Source organism: Nocardia sp. NPDC057455, assembly GCF_042802775.1.
In the GTDB taxonomy this organism is placed as follows: domain Bacteria; phylum Actinomycetota; class Actinomycetes; order Mycobacteriales; family Mycobacteriaceae; genus Nocardia.
This window is the reverse complement of the sequence record NZ_JBHVDM010000002.1, coordinates 5,656-25,372: the sequence shown is the minus strand read 5'-3', so window position 1 is coordinate 25,372 and position 19,717 is coordinate 5,656. Positions and strand designations below refer to the sequence as shown.

The following is a 19,717-nucleotide window of genomic DNA, read 5'->3' as shown; positions in this document are numbered from 1 at the left end:
AATCCGCGCCGTACTCCTCGAACCGTTTGTCGCCCTCGAAGCGGGCCGGAGACAGCTTCAACTCGTCGGAGAAGATCTGGAGCAGTTCCTGATACGCCGCCGCGGACCCGTTCGCTGCCACGAGCCCGTCTGCGGGCGCCGGCCGGTCCACCGGTGCGGATGACGTCTCCGGCGCGGGTCGGTTTGTGCGCGTCGAAAGACGCAGTGCCGCACCGTGATACGGGAGCACAACTGGTGTGGACAGTCCCAGCGCCATGTCGAGCAGTTCGATCCCCTCCGCGGCAGTCAGCGCCGGAAGGCCGGTGGTTCGGTAGGCCGCGCTGGTGACTTCACCGAACCCGGTGTCGCGGAACGACGGCCAGTTGACCGAGCGGAAATAGTCCCGTCCCGACGCGTGCTGCGCTTCGGCGAATCGGTCCAGATGCGCGTTGGCCATCGCGTAGTCCGACAGACCCACCGCCAAGCCGGGCAGTACCGCCGACACCGACGAGAACAACACGAAGAAGTCCGGACGGTCGGCGGCGAGCACGTCGGCGAGGACTGCCGTGCCCGCCAGCTTGGGTTCGAGCACGGTCGCGATGGCGTGGCCCGTCTTGCGCACGAACGCCGGACTCTCGTTGGAAACATTTCCCGCGCAGTGCAGCACGCCGCCGATCGGGCCCAGTTCGCGCCGCACCCGGTCGAAGAAGCCGGACAGCGCCGTCGCCTCGGTGAGACTGCCGGTATAGGTCCGCACCGCGACGCCGCGATCACGCAACTCGACCAGCCGCCGCACCTTGTCCGCCACTGGCCCGGATTCGGCGGCCACGCGGTCCCATTCCGATTCCGGCGGCAGCGAATCCCGGCCGAGTATCGCCAAGCGACGCGCTCCGCGCCCTACCAGCGCCGCCGCGAATTCCGCGCCGAGGCCGCGCGTCCCGCCGGACACCACATAGGTGCGGTTCGGGTCGACGACGAGACCATCGCGTGCGGACGCATCCGCCAGTTCGACGGCTTCGCGGATCCCGCCGCGATAGCGCACCCGCGGGCAGCCGTCCTCGGTGGCGGCGCACTCCGCACCCACGATCGCCAGCAATCGCACGGGATCGGCGCACACCGCGTCGCGCTCGGCGACCACATGGACGCTCCGCGTGCGCACGTCACGGATTTCCTCGGCGAGCGCGGCGACCAGACCGCCCAGCGGCGCGGATTCCGGGCCGTCGGCGCCGGGGTGACCCGCGGTGACGTGCACCAGCGCGAGCGAACCGGCGCGCGCCTCGATAACACCCTGGAACAGGCCCATTCGGCCGAGGTCGCCGGTGGGACGGCCTGCCGCTGGGGGAGCGAGGTCGCACACGTCGAGCACGCTGTCGGTATCGGGGTAGCGCGCCGCGAGCGCCCGGCCGAGAGCCGCGCCCGCGTCGAAGTCGTCGCGGTTCAGGTCGCCCGGCAGGTCCGACAGCCGAACCAGACGGCCCGGATCGCCCGCTGTGGCGGCGAGCGCCTCCACCAGGTGGTGCGAGGTACGTGCGTCGTACACGACCAAGGTGCGGCGGGCGCGCAGGTCACCGCTGGGCAGCGGAGCTTCCCGCCATACCGGAACCAGCAATCGACGTTCCGCTGACGCGGGTCGGGCGGCAGATGTGGACCATGAGTCCGACTGCGCCATCACGGGCTGCGTGGCGATTCGGTCTGATGAATTCGGCGGCATCGGGTCGCCGGACCCTTGCCCTGACACGGCATGTGGCATCGATTGCGGCGTGAGCTTCTCGCTCGACGCGGACCTCTGATCCAGCACCGGTTGCGACACCGTGACCGGCACGGTCTCGGGCAGCGATGAGCTGTCCGGTCTGGATCCGCCGCGCGTGGGCTGCGCGACGAAATCAGAACCCGGGGCGGACTGCCGGCTCGACGCGGGGGTGGAGTCGGGCACCGGCGCGACGTCCGGAATCCAGTACCGCTCCCGGGCGAAAGGATAGGTCGGGGCGGGAATGCGGCGTCGAGGTCCGGGATCGCGGACGGTGGCCCAATCCATGTCGCCGCCGTTGAGCCAGCGCGCGATCCGGGAGTCCTCCTCCGCGTCCCGGCACGACCTGGCGCCGGGTGCGTCATCGACCCAGGCGCGTACGGCGGCGCGCAGCTGGTCGATGTCGCGGGCGACGAACGCGGCGCGAGCGCTGCCCGCCTGACGGCCCACCTGCATGGTGTAGGCCAGATCGGCGAGGTTCGGTTGTTGCGCGGCGAGGAAACGGTCCAGCGCGGCGACGTACTCCGCCAGCCGCTCGCGGTCGCGCGCCGAGACCGGGACAACCTGCCCGCCACTGAACCGGGTCTGCGGCCTGCGGTCGACGTACTCTTCGATCACCACGTTGGCGTTGGCCCCGCCGGCTCCGAACGAACTCACCGTCGCCCGGCGTGGCCGCGCGGGATCCCCGCCGGGCCACGGCAGCGGCTCGGCCGGAATCCGGAACGGTGTCGCCGCGAAGTCGATGTTCGGGTTGGGCGCGGTGGCGTGCAACGACGGCACGATGGTCCGGTGACGCAGTTGCAGCAGCACCTTGGTCAGCGCCGCGACACCGGCCGCCGCCTCGAGGTGGCCGACATTCGACTTCACCGAGCCGATCGGTAGCTCGGACACACCGCAGCGACCGAAAACTTTCGCCAAACCGGCGATTTCGATCGGATCGCCCAGTGCGGTGCCGGTGCCGTGCGCTTCGATGTAGGACACCGACGCCGGGTCGACCCCACCGGCGCGCAGCGCCGAACGGATCACCGCCGCCTGCACGTCGGGATTGGGCACCGTGAACCCGTTGACGCGACCGCCGTGATTGATCGCGGTGCCCTTGATGACGCCGTAGATGGTGTCGCCGTCGGCTTCGGCGTCGGCCAGCGGCCGCAGCACCATCGCCCCGACGCCCTCACTGGCCACATACCCGTCGCCGCCTGCGCCGAAGGAGCGGCAGCGGCCGTCGGTGGAGGCGAACTGTCCCTGGCTGAGCGCGACGAACTTGTAGGGATGCAGCGACAGATTGACGCCGCCGACCACCGCCAGCCTGCATTCGCCGGTGCGGATGCTCTGGCAGGCCAGGTGCAACGCGGTGAGCGAGGACGAGCACGCCGTGTCCACCGCCATGCTCGGCCCCTGGAAGTCCAGGGCATGCGAGACGCGGTTGGGGATGCTCCAGAACGTCGACCCGGGCAGCGTGCCGCGCCCGAGCCGGGACTCCTCGGCCCCGAACATCTGGTAGGTCCCCCACATGACGCCGACGAACACACCGGCCTGCTCCGAACGCAGGCCGCCACGGGCCAGGTCGGCGCGGGAGTGGCCGGCGTCTTCCAGTGCGGCCCAGGCGGTTTGCAGAAACAGCCGCTCCTGCGGGTCCAGGATCTCCGCCTCACGCGGGGAGATGGCGAAGAACAGCGGATCGAAACAGTCGACGTCGTCGAGGAATCCGCCCCACTTGGTGTAGGAGGTGAACGGGTTGTGCCGGTCGGGAACGAAATAGCGGCTGTGGTCCCAACGCTGCGGTGGGATCTCGGTGACGCAGTCACGTCCCTCGACCAGCACCTGCCAGTACGCGTCGAGTCCGTCCGCGCCCGGGTAGCGGCCGCTGACACCCACGATCGCGATATCCCCTACCGCGTCGAGGTCGCCGCTGTGATTCGAGGCGGTGACCGGGTCGACCACGGTCGGTGTCGCGAACGAGTCGGCCGAGGCGCGTTGATAGACCGGTTGGTGTGCGAGCTGCCTGTTGTCCGCGGGCGGGCGTTCGACGGGGGCCGACGCACCGTGGGTGCCGGGACCGTCGGTGCGTACGGCGAATCCGTTGTCCGCCGCCTGCGGCCGAGTCCGGTCTGGTGGTGTCGAAGCGAGCACGTCGCGCATCGTGGGAGCGGGCGTCCGCGCCGCCGTTCGATCGGAGGAATCGCCATGGCTCTCGATCGACGGCGGCACGAACGGCTCGGTAGCGGATCCGAGCCGCACCAACAGGTCCACCACTGCGCGGGGGGTGGGGTACTCGAAAGCCAGCGTCGCGGGCAGGCGATGACCGCTGGAGCGTGACAGTTCGTCGCGGATCTCGAGGGCCGCGACCGAGTCCAGCCCGAGTTCGTGCAGCGGACGATCCAGGTCGTCACCGGGCGCCAAGCCGAGACAGCGCCGAACCAGGGCTTCCATCTCGGCGGACAGATCGGTTGCCGCGGAAATGTTCGCGACCTGCGCGACCGAATCCAGCAGCACATCCGGCACGTCGACGCCGCCCGTCTCCGGCCGCACGAGCGGCATCACGGTGACCGCCGCCGGTAGCACGGAACCGAGAAGGTGAGCGAGTGTGTCGAAGGCCTGTTCAGGTCGCAGCATGCCGTAACCACGCCGGGCCAGCCGCTGCACGGCGCCGCTGCTGAGCCGCTCGACCATCCCGGTGTCCGCCCATGGGCCCCACGCGATCGACAGCGCGGGCGAGCTGGCCGCATGGCGCGACTCGGCCACACCATCGAGGAAGGCGTTGGCGGCGCCGTAGCCGGACTGGCCGGGCAGACCGACCACTGCCGCGGCCGAGGAGAACAGCAGGAAGAAACGCAAGGCACGATCCGCGGTCAGCTCGTGCAGGTGCCATGCGCCGAACGTCTTCGGCGCGAGGACCCGTCCCACTCGTGTTGCCGTCTGCTCGGCGATCACCCCGTCATCGAGCACCCCCGCCAGATGCACCACGCCCGCCAGCGGAGGCAGCTCGCGGTCGATCCAGTCCAGCGTCGCCGCCACGGCGCCGCGATCGGCCACGTCGAGCGACCGCACCCGGATCCGCGCTCCTCGCCCCCGCAATTCGGCGATGACCGACTCCGCGTGAGCATCGGGTGCCGACCGTCCTGCGAGCACCAGCTCGGGCCGACCTCGGTCGGTGAACCAGCGAGCCAGCCGTAAGCCGACCCCGCCGAGGCCGCCGGTGATCAGCACCGTCTGCCCCGCTCCGGACGCAACCGCCGACTCGCCCGGCGCGGCCTCCGACGGCACGAGCCGCGGCACCCACCGACGCCCCTGACGCAGCGCGAGCTGACGCGGCGCCTCGGGCATGACGAGCGCGTCGACCACCGAGCGAATATCGTCCCGCCGATCGAGATCGAGGACTCGACACCCGATTTCGCGGTGCTCGAGCTGCGCACTGCGGGCGAAGCCCCACAGCGCGGACTGCTCGGCAGCCACCCGATCGGTGGGATCGACCCGTTGCCCGTGCCGGGTGAGCAGCCACACCGTGGGCTCTCCGGCCAGTGCCGCGGCCTGCACGAGATGCAGAGCGCCCACCACCAGACGTTCCGCGGCGACCGGCGCGGGGGCCTCGTCGGCAGTGAGCGCGACCGCCGAGACGATCCCGCGCAACGGTGTCCGTCCGTCGCTCACCGCGCCGAGCAGTGCACGCACCGCCGCGGGCACGCCCAGGTCGACTTCGAACTCGTTGTCGGCACGGAACGCGAAACCGGCTCCGGGCCGGGCGAGTACGCACTCCCCTCCAGCCAGGCGCAGGGTGTCGGCGAGTCCGTCGGTGAAATTCCCGGCCGCGCCGATGATCAGCCAACGCCCGGCCGCCGAGGCGGGTCGCGCCGAGCCGGTCTCCTGCCAGTCGATGCGGTAGACGTCGGTGACGATCCGCTCATCGGCCACATCGGACGGCTGCCCGCCCGAGTGCGGTGTGGGTGTCGGCATCACTCGCAATCCGTTGGCGACCAGCACCGGGCAACCCTCCTCGTCGAGCAGTCGAACATCGGCGACACACAGCTGTGGCGTCTGCTCGACGACGCGCACATGGCCGAATCGAACGGTGCCCGCCGCGACCTGGACGAGCACTTGGTCGATCGCGAACGGCACCCATGTCCGCTCCTCGGTGCGCGGCGCCATCGCCGCGTAGGTGGCTTGGAACGCCGCGTCCAGCAGAACGGGATGCGGCATGCCCGCACCGATATCGGTGTCGGAATCCGACAACGTGACCAGGGCTTCGTGCCTGCCGAAGCGCACGTCGGTGACCCGGCGGAACGCCGGTCCGTAAGGCAGGCCCGCTCGGGCCAGCAGTTCGTAGAACTCCGCTGCGGCGAGGTGATCCGGACAGTTGCCGAGGATGTCCGCCGGGCTGGGACCGTCCGCGATACGGTGCGTTCCGGTGTGCACATGGGCGCGTGCGTGCGTGCCGGAACCTTCGGTCGTCACCTGCACCGCCCACCCGTCGCCGATCGGCTCGAGATTCACCCGCACCGGCTGCGGGCGGGTCAGCGTGAGACCGTGAACGATCACGAGGTCATCGATCGCGACGATGTCACCGGCGAGGAGTTCGCGCGCGGCGTCGGCGATCGTCGCGACGAACCAGGCCCCCGGGACGACGACATCCCGATCGAGGACGTGATCGGCCAGATAGCGCGGGGACTCCGGCCCGAGCACCAGATCGAAAAACCCCGCTCTGTGTGGGTTCGGATACTCCGAACGGCCTTCCTGTTGCGAAACCGGAGCGTTTGCCGGGGGCAGCGAGCGGTTCGTTTGCAACGTGGCAGTACTGCTCGGGGCGTTCGGCGTAGCCGCGGGACGCGTCGGAACAGATGCGGCCGTGCCGGATCCGGGCTCGATCCAATAGCGTTGCCGCTGGAACGGATACGTCGGGGCGAGCACCCGCCGCCGACCGTGCGGCCGGTGCACCTGCTCCCAATCCACCGGCACCCCCGCGACATACAGCTGCCCGAGTGCCGTCATCATCGTCTCGCGATCACCGCGTCCCCGTCGCAGCGACGCGACGAACCTTGCCGAGTCGCCCAGCACTCGCCCGCCGAGCGCGGACAACGTCGGATGCGGGCCGATCTCGAGGAAGTCGCCGATCCCCAACTCGGCCATGGCTCGTATGCCCTGGGCGAACCGCACCGGCTGACGCGCATGGCGTGCCCAGTACTCCGCGGTGAGTTCCCCGGAACGCAGCGGCACCCCGGTGAGGTTCGAGACCAACGGGATCTCGGGGTCGGTCATCCGCACACCGGCGGCCGCCGCCGCGAGATCATCGAGAATCGGATCCATCGCCGCGGAGTGGAAGGCATGCGAGACGGTGAGCTCGGCGGTCCGGATACCGTCGGCCGACAGCTTCTCCCGAAGCGGATCGAGCGCGGATCGCGGTCCGGCGACCACTACCTGTGCCGGTCCGTTGTATCCGGCGATCGATACCGCGGAGTCATACCGTGCGACGAGCGGCGAAATCTGCTCGGCAGGAGCGTCGACAGCCACCATTGCGCCCCCGTCCGGCAGGCGCTGCATCAGCCGCCCACGCGCGGCGACGAGCCGCAAAGCATCCGCCATGGTCATCGCGCCCGCGGCGCAGGCGGCAACGTACTCCCCGACGCTGTGCCCGAGCACCGCCGACGGCGCGATCCCCCATGTCCGCCACAATTCCCACAACGCCCACTCGACGGCGAACAACACCGGCTGAGTGAATACCGTGCTGCGCAGCAGCTCTGGATCGTGATCGCCGTACATGGCGTCGATGAGCCCGATTCCGTGCGCGATCGGCCCCAGCACCGCGTCACACTGCCGCAGGGTGTCGCGGAAGACCGGCTCGGTATCGAACAGCTCGCGTGCCATGCCGGGGTACTGCGATCCCTGCCCGGTGAACAGCAGCGCCACCCTCGCGCGCGCTGTTCGCTCCACCCGGCCGCGGATCAACGTCGGCGGCCGGTCCCGCAGCTCTCGCGCCGCGGCGGTGCCGGTCCCGGCGACCACCGCGAGCCGCTCTTCGAAAGCCGTGCGGGCGGTCGCGGCGGTGTAGGACAGATCGCCGAATGGCATGCTTCCCGAGTCGAGTTCGTCTGCCCAGGTCTGGGCGCTCTCGGCGAGGGCCGTTTCGTCGCGTGCGGAGAGCACGAGCACCTGCGCGGTCGACGATTCCGGTCGTGGCGCGGGCGCCGGGTCGCCCTGCGCCAGGATGACGTGCGCGTTGGTGCCGCTCATCCCGAAGGAGCTGACCCCGATCGCCGGTTCGTGGCCGGTACGCGGCCAGTCCCGCGCTTCGCGTACGACCTCCAGCGGCAGGCCCGCCCAGTCGATCAGCGGGTTCGGTGTGTGGAAGTGCAGGCTCGGCGGGATCCGGTGGCGCTGCAACATGAGCACCGCTTTGATGACTCCCGCGACACCGGCCGCCGCCTCGGTATGCCCGATATTGGTCTTGACCGACCCGATGAGCAGCGGCTGCGTGCGGCCCACCCCGTACACCTCGGCCAGCGCGGTGGCCTCGATCGGATCGCCGAGGGGGGTGCCGGTGCCATGCGTTTCGACATAGTCCACCGCGTCCGGGCGCACGCCCGCCCGCTCCAGCGCGTCGGTGATGACGCGTTGCTGGGCCGGGCCGTTGGGCGCGGTGAGACCGTTGGATCGGCCATCGTGATTCACCGCGACGCCACGCACGACGGCCAGCACCCGATCGCCGCTGCGGCGGGCCTGCGACAGCCGGGTCAGCACCAGCACGCCGCAACCGTCGGCGCGGACGTATCCGTTGGCCTCGGCGTCGAACGCGCGCGACCGTCCGTCGGGCGACAGCGAGGCAAGACGGCAGAAACCGATGGTGGTCTCCGGAGCCAGCTGCAGGTTGACTCCGCCGACCAGCGCCAGATCGCAGCGACCCGCACGCAGCCCGTCCGCGGCCGCCTGCATCGCCACCAGCGACGAGGAGCATGCCGTATCCAACGTCATCGCCGGACCTTGCAGCCCGAGGACGTAGGCCAAGCGACCGGCCGCCACGCTCGGCGCGGAACCGATCACCGAGTAGGCGCCGATCGTCGTCGGCTGGGCGGCCCGCATCGGCGTAGCCGGATACTCGCTGAAACACAGGCCGACGAACACGCCGGTGCGGCTGCCCGCCAGCGTGCCGGGTGCGCGGCCCGAGCGCTCGAGCGCCTCCCAGCTGGTCTCGAGTAACAGGCGTTGCTGCGGGTCCATCGCGCGCGCCTCCGCCGCGCCGATGCCGAAGAACGCGGGGTCGAACTCGTCGACACCGTCGACGAAACCGCCCCAGCGGGTGTACATCGTGCCAAGCGCTGCCTGGTCGGGGTCGTAGTAGGCGTTGATGTCCCAGCGCTGTGGCGGCACCTCGGTGATCGCGTCCCGTCCCTGCCACAGCAGTTCCCAGAAGTCCTCCGGTGTGCGCACCCCGCCGGGGAAACGGCAGCTCATGCCGACGATGACGATCGGATCGTCGTCGGGCTGGTCGCTCTCGGACTCGGTTCGCTCGGACTCGGCTCGGTTCGAGATATGGTGAACGACAGTCTGTTCCGGTGATGACGACACCGAAAGTTGCGGCACGGGCGTGACCGGAGGTTGCGGTGTGGACGTGGCCGCAGGTTGCGGTGTGGACGTGGCCGGAGACTGCGGCACGGACGTGACGGGGAGCTGCGGTGTGGGCGTGACCGGAGGTTGCGGGGGCGTGACCGGAGGTTGCGGCACGGACGTGACCGGAGCCACGTCATCGACGCTTTCGCGCTCACCTGCGCTCGGCGCGTGGGCGCCTTTCCGGTGCAGGAACCGCGCGATGTCGCGCACGGTCGGATAGTCGAAAACCAGGCCAGCTGGCAGCGGCATACCGACCTCGGCGGCGAGAGCGGCGCGCAACTCCATTCCGGTGAGGGAGTCGACACCGGTGTCGTGCAGTGGCACATCCGGATCGAGCTCTCCCGGCCGATCGAGTACTCGCATCGCGACGCGCTGAACGAGCGCTTCCCAGGGGCCGACATCTTCGGACGCCATCCGCGTTCCCGATGCCCTGGTGGTCTCCGGTTCGGTCCGCGGCGGCGCGGCCGCGACGTGGGGTGCGCGGTCGGTATACCACCGTTCCGGCACGAATTCGAAGACGCCGGGAGCAGTGCTGTCGTGCCGCAGGAGATGCGTGAGCGCTGCGGCCGCATCGTCCTCGTACAGCGGTGGCAGACCGCGCCGCACGAGCCGCGCGGTGACGTCGGCCCGGTCGGCGGCCATGCCCACATCGGCGAACGGTCCCCAGCCGATGCTCAGCGCGGGCAGTCCCTCGGCACGCCGACGCCAGGCCAGCGCATCCAAGGCCGCGTTGGCCGCGGCGTAGTTCGCCTGGCCCGGGGTGCCGAGCACACCCGCCACCGACGAGTAGGTGATGAAGAGTTCCAGCGGCTGGTCACGGGTGAGTTCGTCGAGGTGACGCGCTGCGTGGTATTTGGGTCCGAGCACGGTCTGGAACCTGGTCCAGGTCTGCTCGGTCACCACGCCGTCGTCGAGCACTCCCGCGCAGTGGATCACGCCGCGCAGTGGCGCGAACCCGGATTCCGCGATGCCGCGCACCAGTTCCGCGACGGCCGCACGTTCGCCGACATCCGCCTGGCGCGCCGTCACCCGAACTCCGGCGGCGCGCAGCGATTCCAGCAACTGCTCCCCGGCTGCGTCCGGTGCGCGTCTGCCGACCAGCACCAGGTGCCGCGCTCCCCGGTCGGCCAGCCACCGTGCGGCCGCGGCGCCGAGGCCGCCGAATCCTCCGGTCACCAGGTAGGTGCCGTCGGGCAACCGGTCCCCGCGCGCGGCGGAGGTGTCCCTGCCGAGCACGACGACGCGACCAGGATGATTTCGTTGCGACATGGCGCGGAACGCCTCGGCGGCACGGTCGATACCGTGCACCGCGTGCGGCAGTGCGGTCAGTGCACGCTGATCGAACAGGTCCATCACGCCGCGCAGAATCGCGCCGAGCCGCCGCGTGTCGACAGCGGCCGGATCGCACGGCCGATGGTCGACATCGTCGCGCCGATGGACCGTACCGCTTTGCACCGAGTCGACGACGTCGACGAATCGACCGCTCGGGTGCAAGATTTCCGAGGCGTGTGCGGCGAAGCCGTCCTCCAGGGTGTGCACGACGACATCCAGTCCGTGCCCCTCGGTCGCTGCCCGGACGCGTTCGCTCAACCCGTCGCTGTGCCAGGTTTCGATCCGGGTGACCGGAAGTTCCGCGTTCTCCGCCCAGCGACACAGTGCGGCGGGCGCGAACACCTGCGCGCCGGCGTGCGCGGCCAGCTGGATCGCGGCCATGCCGATGCCGTCGGCGGAGGAGTTGACGAGCACGCGGTCCCCCGCGCGCAGATCGCCGAGGTCGAACAGGGCATGCCAGGCGGCGGTGAAGGCGTACGGCACGGTCGCGCCTTCGGCGACGGAGAGGTGATCCGGCAGAGGAGCGACCATGCCCTGGTCGACCGTCACGTGACGAGCGAAGCTGCCGGTTACCAAGGCGACGACACGGTCACCTACCGCGATACTCTCGACACCGACACCGACCGCCGTGATCCGCCCGGCACACTCCGAGCCCAACGGCAGCACGCCGTCCGGATGTATGCCCGATGCCACCCATAGGTCGTGCGCGTTGAGACCGGTCGCGCCGACGGCGATTTCGACTTCGCCCGCCGCCGGTGTGCGGCGCGTGCCGGACGTCGACCGCATCCGGTCGAAGTCGCCGGAGCGGTCCGCGACCAACCGGTACTCGTCGGCGGGCGCGAGGCCGTCGGCGACACGAGCTGTCAGCCAGCGGCCGTCTCGTATCGCGAACTCACCGGTGCGTCCGCTGAGCAAGCCCTCGGCGATCGGCGCGCTGTCGACGGCGGATTCGGTGGACAGATCCAGCAATCGGCACCCGAACTCGGGGTGCTCGGTGGCCAGTGTTCGTCCGAGGCCCCACAGCAGTGCCTGATCGGGATCCGGCCGGTCGGTCGGCGTGACACGCTGGGCGTCCACGGTCAGCAACCACAGCGCGGCAGGCCGGTGCGCCCCCGAGTCAAGTGCGCGGGCCAACCACAGAACGTGTTCGATGCGGGTCTGAGCGGACGCCGACGTCCACGCGAACACGACTCCTTGGAACGGGCGCGCGGTCACCGCCGAGACCATGTCGGCCGGGTGCCCGTCCTCGGGGCGAAAGACCACGGTTTCGACGCCGCGCCCGTCCAGTCCAGCGGCGACGGCAGCACCGATCGGCCCGTCGCCGAGGATCAGCCAGCGACCTGTCGGCTGATCTCGCGCCGGTGTGCCTCTATCGACAGGCACCCAATCCACGTGGTGCAGTAGCCGTGCAAGCCTCGATGATTCGGCGGCAACGGCTGATAGGGCATCTGGTTTCGCGGCCAGCAGGCTCACGCCGTGCAGACTGGCGAGCGGCCGCCCGGACGCCGAGTACAGCGTGGCGTCACCGACGATCACGCGCGTGCCCCGTTCGGTCACCCGCACCCGGCACCGAACGGTCGATTCCGCGACCGCCGTGCTGCCGAAGATTCGGGCACGACCTATCTCGGAGGGCAGATACAACCCTGAGCCTCCGGTGGCGGTCAGCACGATGCTGTGCAGGCAGGCATCGAGCACGATCGGATCGAGCACCGCCGTGCCGCTACCCGGCAAGCGGAACACCGCTTCGGCCTCGGTGTCGCTGATCCGCCGGAACTCGAGGGCGCAACGGTAGTCAGGGCCCAACTCCAGGCCCAGCCGAGCTACGGCGTCGTAGTAAGCGGGCCAGACCCCCGCTTCCGAATCAAGCGCGACACCATCATGCGAGTCGACCGGATCGCTGACCACGGCAGCGAGTTTCGCTCGCGCATAACTGGCCCGGGCGTCGTCGGGGTTGACGACGCGCACGTCGTAGCCGTCCGGACCGGGGTCGAGCACGACCCGCATCACCGCTGCGGCGGTGACCTCCAGTGGCTCGAGCAAACGCAGCTCTGCGACGTCCCACGCCCCGGGTAGCCGCGCGGCGATCTCTTTCAACCGAACACACAACCATGCCGCGGGCACCGTCGGCACCCCATGCAGCCGATGCCCGTCGAACATCTCCGGCGTCAGCCGCAAGGTGCGCGACGAGCCGGTGTCCTCCCGGCGCGGCGTCAGCTCCAGCCAATGCCGTTTTCGCTGGAACGGGTACGTCGGCAGATCGACATGGCGCCACCGTCGACCGGAATACACTGCTGCCCAGTCGATCTCCGCGCCACCGGCAAACCGGCGCGCCAGCTCCACCGAGCCACTCGTCATCTCGATGACCGACCCGCTCGCGGTCACTCCGGAAGCGATATCCTCGAGCGCGCCGCGCAACTGTGCGGCGGTGTCGAAGCTGATCGCCACGCGTTCGCCGAAATGCGTGCGGCCCACCGCGGCGGAGGCGCACAGATCCGCCGATGCCGTCTCGGGGCGGGCGGCCAGCAGAGCGCGATAGCGAGCCGCCAGCTCACGCAGCGCATCGGCGCTCTTCGCCGACAGCACCAGCAAGTGGGGCCCGGAATCGTCAGCGGCACCGGCCTCGGAAGTCCACGGCGCTTCTTCGATCACGACGTGCGCGTTCGTCCCGCTGATCCCGAACGCGCTCACACCAGCCCGCCGCGGTCGCCGCGAACGCTGCCACGGGCGCTGCTCGGCGACCACGCGGACCGCGATCGAATCCCAGTCGATATGCGGGTTGCCCGAACGGAAATGCAGCGAGGCGGGAATACGCTCGTGCCGCATCGACTCGATCACTTTGATGATGTTCGCGATCCCCGCCGCGGCCTGTGTGTGTCCGAGGTTCGACTTCACCGACCCGATCCATAGCGGCGCGGTCTCGGTGCGGCCCTCTCCCAGTACCGAGGCGAGCGCGTTGACCTCGATCGGGTCGCCGAGTGCCGTGCCCGTGCCGTGCGTCTCGACGTACTCGATGTCCCCCGCCTCGACCGACGCGTCCGCCAGCGCCGCACGGATGACCCGTTCCTGCGCCGGTCCGTTCGGCGCGCTCAAACCCTGACTACGACCGTCGGAATTGACCGCCGATCCGCGCACCAGCGCCAGCACCCGATCGCCGTCGCGCTGGGCGTCCGCCAGCCGTTTGAGCACGAGCATGCCCGCGCCGTCACTCCAGACCACGCCGTCGGCACGCGCGTCGAAGCTCTTGCACCGGCCGTCGGCGGCCAGCCCGCGCGCCCGGGCGAAGTAGATGTCGAGCGAGGGCGTGAGCACCACCGTGGCGCCACCGGCCAACGCCAGATCGCATTCGCCGCTGCGCAGGCTGCGCACCGCCGTATGCACCGTTACCAGCGACGACGAGCACGCGGTGTCGATGGTGAGGCTCGGACCGTTCGCGCCGAGGAAATACGACAACCGACCGGAGGCGACGCTGGACAGATTGCCGGTGCCGAACCAGGCGTCGGGCGCGACATCGGCCCGCGCCATCCGTTCGGCGTAATCATTCGACATCAGACCGACGAACACACCGGTCCTGCTGCCCTCCAACCTGCTCGCGGGATAACCGGCGTGTTCCAGCGCCTCCCACGAGGTTTCCAGCAGCAGCCGCTGCTGCGGGTCCAGCATCCGCGCCTCGCCGACGGAGATGCCGAAGAATCCGGCATCGAAATCCTCGACGCCGTCGACGAAACCGCCCCAGCGCGTGTAGGTCTTGCCCTCCGCGTCCGGGTCGGGATCGAAGAACGCGTCCACATCCCAGCGCTGTGCGGGCACCTCGGTCACCGCGTCGGTTTCGGTCGTGAGCAGGCGCCACAAGTCGGCGGGCCCGCCGACGTCGGGGTAACGGCAGCCCATGCCGATGACGGCGATGGCATCGGCGTAATCGTCGGCGACAGCGGCGGTTTCACGATCTGTGAGCTGTGCCACGTTCGAGGTATTAGGTGTAACCGAGAGTTCGGGTGGGTACACCGGGGTCGTGAGCTGCTCGGAGGTGCGCGTGGTCGGTCGCTGTGCGGCCTGTTCCCGTGCCGTGGGTCCGGGCGCGGACTTCGCACCGAGCCGGGCGATCTCCTCGGACACCGCGGCAACGGTCGGATGATCGAACAGCAGGGTCGCCGGAAGTCGCACCCCCAGATCAGCGGAAAGCGCGTTGCGCAGCTCGACGGCCATCATCGAATCCAGCCCGAGTTCCCGCAGCGGCGTGCGATCGGAGACGGATGTGGTGCGGCCGAGCGCCGTCATCGCGTGGGTGCGCACCAGCTCCAGCAGTTCCGCCGGGTCGTGCGGGTCACGGACGTCCCGCGCATCGACTTCAGTGATCGCCTCCGGCTCCGCCGAAACATCCGTCACGGCGGGGAATACGGCAACCACTCCTTCGGCCGACAGCAGCGCGCGCAGAGCTCGAGCGCCATCCTCGGCGGCCAATTCGGCGACGCCGTGACGTACCCACGCCCGTCGGGCCGTCTCGCTCAGCCCTCCGGCCATGCCGGTATCCGCCCACGGGCCCCACGCGATACTCACCGCAGGCAGCCCTTGCGCCGCGCGCAGGCGGGCGAGGGCATCGAGATACGCGTTCGCCGCGGCATAGTTGCCCTGCCCGGCGGTGCCCACCACGGCGCTGACCGACGAGAACAGCACGAACAGATCCAGCGACCGGCCCGCGGTGAGCTCGTGCAGATGCCAAGCGCCGGCGACCTTCCCCGCGAACACCCGATCGATATGACCCGAGGTCTGCTCGATCAACAGGGCGTCATCCAGGACACCCGCGCAATGCACCACCCCGGCCAGCCTCGGAAGCTCATCGCCGAATCGAGCGAGCAGGCGAGACAACGCTTTGCGATCCTCGATGTCGACCACCACGGTCTCGACACGCGCCCCCGCGGCCGCGATACGCGCCATCGCCTGCTCAACTTCCGGGGTCGAGGCACTGCGACCGGCCAGCACGACCGTGCCCGCACCGGCCTCGGACAGGATCCGCGCGGCGGTCGATCCCAGTGCTCCACGCCCGCCGGTGATCAGATACGCACCGCCACGATCCAGCCGAGGCACTGCCCCGAGCTCATCGGAGGGCTGCATCCGCATCGTGTAACGGTGGCGTCCACGCAGAGCGACCGCAGGATCCGCCGCACCGGAGACGATTTCGCGCACCAAGCGGTGGTCGTCGCAGCGCGCATCGCAGGGCAGATCGATCAGGCGGCAGCGCAACTCCGGAAGCTCGGTGCGTGCCACCGCGCCCAGTCCCCACAGCGTTGCGGCGGCCGGGCGCACGGGTTCGCCGGGCAACGCTCCGGTTGCCCCCACGGTCACCAGGTACAGCGGTGCGTCGGCAACGGTCCGAGCCATCCGTTGCACAGCAGTCAGGGCGAATCGCGTTTCCACCCGCGCCGCTTCGGCGCTGTCGTTCGCCTCGGTGTCGGCGAGATAGATCACCGCGCGCTCGTCGCCGGGCCATACGGCCGGGTCGGTCGTACGCTCCAGTGCCACCGCATCGGTGCCCGCGGCGCGCAGGGCGGCGGCGAGCCGGTCGGCCTGCTGCCGAACGCCGATCACCAGTACGGCGGTAGGGCCTCCTCCGCTCGGCGACCCCACGGCGCGCTCCCAGAGGGGGCGGTGCGTGAGGTCGGACATGCGATCTCGATCCTGCGGCTGCCCGGCAGTGCCGGACTCGGCGAACCATACGTCTTCGATATCGCAGACCACCGCGCCGGCGATATCGAAGACAGTGATACGAATCGTGCGACCGGTGCGCTCGGCCAGCGCCCACGCTCTGGCCCCCGCGTTTGCGCTGGACAAACGCAAACGCCCGATGCCGACCGGCAGCCGAGCCGTGTCACCGTCCCTGGACACCAACGCGAGCCCGGTCTGCACCGCCGCATCGAGCAGGCAGGGCAGCCAGGCGTCCGGTTCATCGGCGAGTTCCGCCGGACGCGCCAATTCGGCGAGCACGCGGTCCTCGGCGGACTGCAACCGCGTGACCCAGCGGAATCGCGGGCCGAACGTCAATCCGGAGTCCGCGCAGCGGCGGTAGAAATCTTCGACATCCCACTCGGTGACCATCGCGAGCCGCGCCGCGGAAAGGTCACCGTCGGTGCGCGATTGGACCGAGGCGACTCGAACCGCCGCGGATACCGCGGTGACACTGCCGTTGTCGACGTGGAACCGGACTTCGGTACGGTCCCCCGCGTCGGACACGAACGGCTCGGCCAGTTCCTCCAACGGCACCGGTCGTGCGGCGACGAAATCGATCAGCTCACGGTCGGCGCCTCCGGCCGCGCGCAACGCGCGCAGCGCGAGCTCCGCCGCGGGGACCACCGCACGGTCCCGAAACCGGTGCTCGGCAAGGTATCCGGTGCTCGGCAACGGGCTCGCCATCGGCACGACGACTCGCTCTCGCTCGAAAGGATAAGTGGGCACGCCGTTGCGTCGTCGCGCGTCTCGGGGCACCACCGCGGCCCACTCGATCTCCGCGCCGGCGCAGTACAGCTCGCCCAGACCGGTCAGCAGCACCTCGTCGTCGGTAGCGGTCCGGCGCATACTCGGCACCCACAAGGCATCGGGGTCGATGCGCCGCCCGAATTCCAGCAGCACCGGATGCGGTCCCACCTCGAGGTAGGCGTCCACGCCCGAGTCGGCGGCCGTGCGCACGCCCTCGGCGAAACGGACGGTGCCGCGAGCGTGCGCACGCCAGTACGCGCCGTCCATGGGGCCGTCCCACCGCGCGCCGGTCACGTTCGACACCAGCGGAATCGACGCCGCGCGCGGGGCGGGCACCACCTCGGTGACCAGGGCCTCGAAGCCCGCCAGCATCGGATCCAACAGTGGCGAGTGAAACGCCGTCGTGCCGGGCAGTCGCACCGTGCGGATCGACCGTTCCTCGGCGGCGCGCACCACCCGGTCCACCGCGTCCACCGCTCCGGAGACGACGAACTGCCCGGGGCTGTTGATCGCGGCCACCGACACACTCGCCGCGAGTTCCGCCAACAACGTTTCGAATTCCGCGGGCGCGGCGAAGACCGCCGCCATCACCCCGCGCTGCGTCACCGCTTGCATCAACCGGCCGCGCTCAGCAGCCAGACGCAACCCGGCGTCGAGGTCGAACACCCCCGCCACCGTCGCCGCTACCAGTTCACCGAGGCTGTGGCCCAACACGACATCGGGGCGAATGCCGAACGCCGCCCACAGTTCGGTGCACGCCCATTCGACAGCGAACAGGGCCGGTTGCGCGTACTCGGTGCGCGTCAGCAACTCCTCGTTCGCGTCGAACAGCAGCGACCGCAATCGGATCCCACCCGCAAGGGGGCCGAGCAACTCGTCACAGCGGTCGAGCGCCGCGCGGAAAACCGGATACCTGCGATCGAGTGCCGCGCCCATCCCCGCGTACTGTGCGCCCTGCCCGGTGAACAGCATCGCGACCCGCGGTTTCCCCGAAACCGGGTCGGCGCGACCCGAAGTGCCCGCGAGTTTGCGCGCTGCCTCCTCGGTCGTTCGCGCCACGACCGCGCGCCTGTACACGAAATGCGTGCGTCCCAGCGCCGCGGTGGCGGCGACATCGGCGAGCGGCGCCCCAGGCCGCTCCCACTGCTCCAGGTAGCGGCGCGACAGCGTGTCGAGCGCGGATGGGGTTCGTGCCGAAAGAGCGAGCAGCGCCGGTCCTTCCGGGTCCGCGCGCGGCTGCGGCGCGGGTGCCTGCTCCAGCACCACATGCGCGTTGGTGCCCGCGAAACCGAACGAACTCACACCCGCCAACCGCGTCCGCTGCGTGCGCGGCCAGTTGACATCGCGGGTCGGCAGCTCCAGCGCCGTGCCGTCGAGCGCGATCTTGGGGTTCATCGTGGCGAAATCGTGCTGACGCGGCACCCTTTCGTGCTCGAGTTGCAGCACCACCTTGATCAGCCCGGCGATGCCCGCGGCCGCCTCGAGGTGACCGATCTGCGACTTCACCGATCCGAGCAGGCACACCGATCCGTCCGCCCGCGTCGCACCGAGAACCTGGGACAAAGCCTCGATCTCGATCGGATCGCCCAGCGGCGTGCCGGTGCCGTGCGTCTCCACGTAGCCGATCTGGTCGGCGGTGCACCCGGCGTCGGCGAGCGCGGCGTGCAGCAACTCGCGCTGAGCCGTCGGGTTCGGCGCGGTCAACCCCATGGAACGACCGTCGTGGTTCACGCTCGAGCCGCGGATGAGCGCCCTGATTGCGTCGCCGTCGGCGATCGCCCGCGAAAGCGTCTTCAGGACAACCACCCCCGCGCCCTCCCCGCGCACATACCCGTTCGCGCGAGCATCGAAGGGACGGCAGTGCCCGTCCGGTGAGAGCGCGCCCATGCGTGCCAGCGCCTCCGAGGTGAGTTCGGATTGCAGCAGATTGACCCCGCCCGCCAACGCGACGTCACACTCCCCCGTGCGCAGGCTGCGACACGCCTGATGCACCGCCACCAGCGATGACGAACACGCAGTGTCGATCGCCACCGCGGGACCGCGCAGCCCCAGCACGTAGGACACCCGCCCGGCCACGATGCTCGACATGGTCCCGGTGAGCGTGTGCGCGTCCACCGAACTCACCCAGTCCGGAGTGATCGTGCGCTGGTACTCCTGCCAGCTGACGCCCAGGAAGACCCCGGTGCGGGCCGCGGCCGGGCTGTCCGGCACCAATGCGGCGTCTTCCATCGCCTCCCAAGCGACTTCGAGCGCCAGCCTCTGTTGCGGATCCATCGAGGCCGCTTCGCGCGGCGCGATCCCGAGGAACTCGGCATCGATGGCGTCGATGGGACCGGTCAGCAGGCCCGCCCGCCGCCGAGCTCGCCGAGGCGCGGAATCGGCTATGGTCCAACGGTGTTCCGGCGCTTCGACGATCGCGGCGCGGCCCGAGGACAGCAGTTCCCAGTACTGCTGCGGGGTTTCGGCACCGCCGGGAAAGCGGCAGCCGATACCCACGATGGCGATCGGCTCGCGCTGCGGCCGCGCCTCCAACTCCTGAATCCGGCGAAGCGCCCGCGTCAGCAAGACCCGTAGGTCATACCCATCATCCGACAT

At 70.1% G+C, this 19,717-nt stretch carries 1 protein-coding gene (cut by a window edge); it reads right to left on the bottom strand.

Going from position 1 to position 19,717, the window contains the following annotated elements; translation table 11 throughout:
* On the bottom strand, positions 1-19,717 hold the 5' portion of the coding sequence (locus tag ACFU5M_RS01225) for an SDR family NAD(P)-dependent oxidoreductase (RefSeq protein ID WP_379041914.1). The gene continues 1,697 nt to the left of window position 1, outside the view; 19,717 of the gene's 21,414 nt are visible here — the first part of the coding sequence; the start codon lies at positions 19,715-19,717; the stop codon falls past the left edge of the window.